The following is a 7223-nucleotide window of genomic DNA, read 5'->3' as shown; positions in this document are numbered from 1 at the left end:
ACTTCCAACGATGCCGACATTGCTGCCAATGCTTCGGCCATAGCTGTCAATGTCTCTGACATCGATGCCTTGGAAGCCGAACAACTTACACAAAACGATGCCATTGCACTCAACACCGCCAAGACCGGAATCACCACCGAACAGGCGGACATTATTGCCAACACCTCAGGAGTGAATACTGGAGATCAGGATATTTCGGGGATTGCCGTCAATGCTTCCAATATTACAGCCAATGCAAGTGAGATTGCTGCAAATGATTCTGATATCGCTGCCAACACCGCTGCAATAACTTCCAACGATGCCGACATTGCTGCCAATGCTTCGGCCATAGCTGTCAATGTCTCTGACATCGATGCCTTGGAAGCGGAGCAACTTACCCAGAACGATGCCATTGCATTGAACACCGCAAAGACCGGAATCACCACCGAACAAGCGGACATCATCGCCAATACTTCCGGAATCAACACCGGGGATCAGGATATTTCGGGGATAGCGGTCAATGCTGCAAATATTGCAACCAATGCAAGTGAGATTACTGCAAATGACACCGACATTGCTACCAATGCTTCTACCATAGCTGTGAATGCCACGGACATCGATGCCTTGGAAGCCGAACAACTTACACAAAACGATGCCATTGCAATCAACACCGCCAAAACCGGAATAACCACCGAACAAGCGGACATTATCGCCAATACCTCCGGAATCAACACCGGAGATCAGGATATTTCAGGGATTGCCGTTAACGCTACCAATATTGCAAACAATGATGCTGGAATCAGTGCGAACTCAAGTGAGATTGCTGCAAATGATTCCGATATCGCTGCTAACACCGCTGCGATAACATCCAACGACACGGACATTGCAGCCAATGCCACGGACATCGATGCTTTGGAAGCCGAACAATCTACACAGAACGATGCCATTGCACTCAACACCGCCAAGACCGGGATCACTACCGAACAGGCGGACATCATCGCCAACACTTCCGGAATCAACACAGGAGATCAGGATATTTCGGGGATTGCCGATAACGCAACCAATATTACAACCAATGCAAGTGAGATTGCCGCAAATGATACCGACATTGCTGCCAATGCTTCGGCCATCGATGCCTTGGAAGCGGAACAAGTTACCCAAAACGATGCCATAGCACTTAACACCGCCAAGACCGGTATCACCACCGAGCAGGCGGATATTATCGCCAATACCTCCGGAATCAACACCGGCGACCAGGATATTTCAGGGATTGCTGTTAATGCGACCAATATTGCTTCAAATACCGCTGCGATAACTTCCAACGACACCGACATTGCTACCAATGCTTCTGACATAGCTGTGAATGCCACGGACATCGACGCTTTGGAAGCGGAACAACTTACCCAAAACGATGCCATTGCACTCAACACCGCCAAGACCGGCATCACTACCGAACAAGCGGCCATCATCGCCAACACTTCCGGAATCAACACCGGAGATCAGGACATTTCAGGGATAGCGGTCAATGCTGCGGATATTACAACCAATGTTGCTGGAATCAGTGCGAACACAAGTGAGATTGCTGCAAATGATTCCGAAATCGCTGCGAATACTGCAGCAATAACTTCCAACGATACCGATATAGCAACCAATGCTTCGGCCATTACTGCCAATGCTACGGACATCGACGCCTTGGAAGCCGAGCAAGTCACCCAAAACGATGCCATAGCACTCAACACCGCCAAGACCGGCATCACCACCGAACAGGCGGCCATCATCGCCAACACCTCCGGAATCAACACCGGGGATCAGGATATTTCAGGAATAGCCGTTAATGCCTCGGATATCGACGCTTTGGAAGCGGAGCAAATCACCCAGAACGATGCCATAGCACTAAACACGGCCAAGACCGGAATCACCACCGAACAAGCGGACATCATTGCGAACACTTCCGGAGTGAATACGGGAGATCAGGACATTTCAGGGATTGCCGTTAATGCTACCAATATTACAACCAATGCAAGTGAGATTGCTGCAAATGATTCTGATATCGCTGCCAACACCGCTGCAATAACTTCCAACGATACCGACATCGCCACCAATGCTTCTGCCATAGCTGTGAATGCCACGGACATCGACGCTTTGGAAGCGGAGCAACTTACCCAAAATAATGCCATCGCCTTGAACACCGCCAAGACCGGCATTACTACCGAACAAGCAGATATCATCGCCAACACTTCCGGGGTCAACACCGGAGATCAGGATATTTCAGGGATAGCGGTCAATGCCACAAATATTGCAACCAATGCAAGTGCGATAACTTCCAACGATACCGACATTGTAGCCAATGCCTCTGACATTGATGCCTTGGAAGCCGAACAAATCACCCAAAACGATGCCATTGCCTTGAACACGGCCAAAACAGGGATCACCACCGAGCAGGCGGACATCATTGCGAACACTTCCGGAATCAACACCGGCGACCAGGACATTTCAGGGATTGCCGTTAACGCCACAAATATTGCTAGCAATGCAACTGAAATTGCTGCAAATGATTCCGACATCGCAACCAATGCTTCGGCCATAACTGTGAATGCCACGGATATCGACGCTTTGGAAGCGGAACAACTTACACAAAACGATGCCATCGCCTTGAACACTGCCAAAACCGGTATTACTACCGAGCAGGCGGACATCATCGCCAATACTTCCGGAATCAACACCGGTGATCAGGATATTTCGGGGATTGCCGTTAACGCAACGAATATTGCAAACAATGCAACTGAAATTGCTGCAAATGATTCAGACATCGCTGCCAACACCGCTGCGATAACTTCCAACGATACTGATATCGCAAACAATGCCTCTGACATCGACGCTTTGGAAGCGGAACAACTTACGCAGAACGATGCCATTGCACTCAACACCGCAAAGACCGGTATCACCACCGAACAAGCAGCCATCATTGCGAACACCTCTGGAGTGAATACCGGAGATCAGGATATTTCAGGGATAGCAGTCAATGCCACGGACATCGACGCTTTGGAAGCGGAACAAATCACCCAAAATGATGCCATTGCACTCAACACCGCCAAGACCGGCATCACCACCGAACAAGCGGACATCATCGCCAACACCTCAGGAGTGAATACGGGAGATCAGGATATTTCAGGGATTGCAGTCAATGCCACGGACATCGACGCTTTGGAAGTCGAGCAACTTACGCAGAACGATGCCATTGCACTCAACACCGCCAAGACCGGGATCACCCCCGAACAAACGGATATCATCGCCAACACCTCTGGAGTAAATACCGGAGATCAGGACATTTCAGGGATTACCGTTAACGCCACGGACATCGACGCTTTGGAAGCAGAGCAACTTACCCAAAACGATGCCATTGCACTCAACACGGCCAAGACCGGGATCACTACCGAACAGGCGGACATCATTGCCAATACTTCAGGAATCAACACCGGAGATCAGGATATTTCCGGGATTGCCGTAAACGCTACCAATATTGCAACCAATGTTGCTGGAATCAGTGCGAATACCGCTGCGATAACTTCCAACAATACTGACATTGCAAACAATGCCACGGACATTGACGCTTTGGAAGTGGAACAAATTACCCAAAATGATGCCATCGCCTTGAACACGGCCAAAACCGGCATTACCACCGAACAAGCGGATATCATCGCCAACACCTCAGGGGTGAACACAGGAGATCAGGACATTTCAGGGATTGCAGTCAATGCCTCTGATATTGACGCTTTGGAAGCCGAGCAACTTACGCAAAACGATGCGATTGCACTCAACACCGCCAAGACCGGGATCACCACAGAACAGGCGGACATCATCGCCAATACTTCCGGAATCAACACCGGAGATCAGGATATTTCGGGAATAGCGGTCAATGCTGCGGATATTGCAACCAATGCAACTGAAATTGCTGCAAATGATTCCGACATAGCAGCCAATGCTTCTGACATCGATGCTTTGGAGGCCGAACAACTTACACAAAATGATGCGATTGCAATCAACACCGCCAAGACCGGGATTACCACCGAACAAGCAGATATCATCGCGAACACCTCTGGGGTGAATACGGGAGATCAGGATATTTCAGGGATTGCCGTTAACGCAACGAATATTGCAACCAATGTTGCTGGAATCAGTGCCAATGCAACTGCAATAACTTCCAACGATACCGACATTGCAGCCAATGCCTCTGACATTGACGCTTTGGAAGCGGAACAACTTACCCAGAACGATGCGATTGCCTTGAACACCGCCAAGACCGGGATCACCACCGAACAAGCGGACATCATCGCCAACACTTCCGGAGTGAATACTGGAGATCAGGATATTTCAGGGATAGCGGTCAATGCCACCGACATCGATGCTTTGGAAGCCGAGCAAATCACCCAAAACAATGCCATTGCACTCAACACCGCCAAGACCGGCATCACCACAGACCAGGCGGACATCATCGCCAATACTTCCGGGATCAACACCGGGGATCAGGATATTTCGGGAATAGCGGTCAATGCGACCGATATTGCTACCAATGTTGCTGGAATCAGTACCAATGCAACTGATATTGCTGCAAATGATTCCGATATTGCTGCCAACACTGCTGCAATAACTTCCAACGATACCGACATTGCAAACAATGCCTCGGCCATAACTACCAATGCTACGGACATCGATGCTTTGGAAGCGGAACAACTTACACAGAACGATGCCATTGCCTTGAACACGGCCAAAACTGGCATCACCACCGAACAAGCGGACATCATTGCGAATACTTCCGGGATCAACACCGGGGACCAGGATATTTCAGGAATAGCGGTCAATGCGACCGATATTGCAACCAATGCAAGTGAAATTGCAGCAAATGATTCCGACATAGCAGCCAATGCCACGGACATCGACGCCTTGGAAGCGGAACAACTTACCCAGAACGATGCCATCGCCTTGAACACCGCCAAAACCGGTATCACCACCGAACAAGCGGACATCATCGCCAACACTTCCGGAGTGAATACCGGAGACCAGGATATTTCAGGGATTGCCGTTAATGCTGCGGATATTGCAACCAATGCTGCTGGAATCAGTGCGAATACCGCTGCGATAACTTCCAACGATAATGACATTGCTGCCAATGCCACGGACATCAACGCTTTGGAAGCAGAGCAACTTACCCAAAACGATGCCATTGCACTGAACACCGCCAAAACCGGCATTACCACCGAACAAGCAGCCATCATCGCCAACACTTCTGGAGTGAATACCGGAGATCAGGACATTTCGGGGATAGCGGTCAATGCAACCGATATTGCTACCAATACAAGTGAGATTGCTGCAAATAATTCCGATATCGCTGCCAATACCGCTGCAATAACTTCCAACGATACCGACATTGCAAATAATGCCACGGACATCGACGCTTTGGAAGCCGAACAAATCACCCAAAACGATGCCATAGCACTCAACACGGCCAAGACCGGGATCACTACCGAACAGGCGGACATTATCTCCAATACTTCCGGAGTGAATACCGGGGATCAGGACATTTCAGGGATAGCGGTCAATGCTACAAATATTGCGACCAATGTTGCTGGAATCAGTGCGAATGCAAGTGAGATTGCTGCAAACGATACTGATATCGCTGCCAATGCATCTGACATCGATGCTTTGGAAGCAGAACAAATCACCCAAAACGAGGCCATAGCACTCAACACCGCCAAGACCGGGATCACTACCGAACAGGCGGACATTATCGCCAATACTTCCGGGGTCAACACCGGAGACCAGGATATTTCAGGAATAGCGGTCAATGCGAGTGACATCGACGCCTTGGAAGCGGAGCAAATCACCCAAAACGATGCCATCGCCATCAACTCCGCCAAAACCGGCATTACTACCGAACAAGCGGACATTATCGCCAATACTTCCGGAATCAACACCGGAGACCAGGACATTTCAGGGATAGCAGTCAATGCCACGGACATCGACGCCTTGGAAGCGGAACAACTTACGCAGAACGATGCGATTGCACTGAATACGGCTAAAACAGGTATCACCACCGAACAGGCGGACATTATTGCGAACACTTCCGGAATCAATACCGGGGATCAGGATATTTCAGGGATTGCCGTAAACGCAACCAATATTGCAACCAATGCAACTGAAATTGCCGCAAATGATTCCGATATCGCTTCTAATACAGCAGCGATAACTTCCAACGATACCGACATTGCTGCCAATGCTTCTGACATCGACGCTTTGGAAGCCAAGCAACTTACCCAAAACGATGCCATCGCACTCAACACCGCCAAGACCGGCATCACCACCGAACAGGCGGCCATCATTGCGAATACTTCTGGAATCAACACGGGAGATCAGGATATTTCAGGGATTGCCGTTAATGCCACGGACATCGACGCTTTGGAAGCGGAACAACTTACCCAGAACGATGCCATCGCACTCAACACCGCAAAGACCGGAATCACCACCGAACAGGCGGACATCATCGCCAACACTTCCGGAGTGAATACGGGTGATCAGGATATTTCAGGGATAGCCGTTAATGCCACGGACATCGATGCTTTGGAAGCCGAGCAGCTTACACAGAACGATGCCATAGCACTCAACACTGCCAAAACAGGTATCACCACCGAACAAGCGGATATCATTGCGAATACTTCCGGGGTGAATACGGGAGATCAGGATATTTCAGGGATAGCCGTTAACGCCACAAATATTGCTAGCAATGCAACTGAAATTGCTGCAAATGATTCCGAAATCACTGCCAACACCGCTGCGATAGCTGCAAACGATACGGACATTGCAACCAATACTTCTGACATCGACGCTTTGGAAGCCGAGCAAGTTACCCAAAACGATGCCATAGCACTCAACACGTCCAAAACAGGAATCACCACCGAGCAAGCGGACATTATCGCCAATACTTCCGGTATCAACACCGGAGATCAGGATATTTCAGGGATTGCCGTCAATGCCACGGACATCGACGCTTTGGAAGCCGAACAACTTACGCAGAACGATGCCATTGCACTCAACACCGCCAAAACCGGGATCACCGCCGAACAAGCGGATATCATTGCGAATACTTCCGGGGTCAACACCGGAGATCAGGACATTTCGGGGATAGCCGTAAATACCACAAATATTACAACCAATGTTGCTGGAATCAGTGCTAATGCAAGTGAGATTGC

The 7223-nt window shown here is 49.6% G+C and carries 1 protein-coding gene; it reads left to right on the top strand.

The window, feature by feature from the left end:
* On the top strand, positions 1-7223 hold a 7223-nt coding region (locus tag PHU20_RS19830), incomplete at both ends, for a hypothetical protein (RefSeq protein WP_274827151.1).

This window comes from Maribacter polysaccharolyticus, assembly GCF_028882255.1.
Classification (GTDB): Bacteria; Bacteroidota; Bacteroidia; order Flavobacteriales; family Flavobacteriaceae; genus Maribacter_A; species Maribacter_A polysaccharolyticus.
Note: the sequence above shows the minus strand (reverse complement) of the source record. Positions and strands in the feature narration are given on the sequence as shown.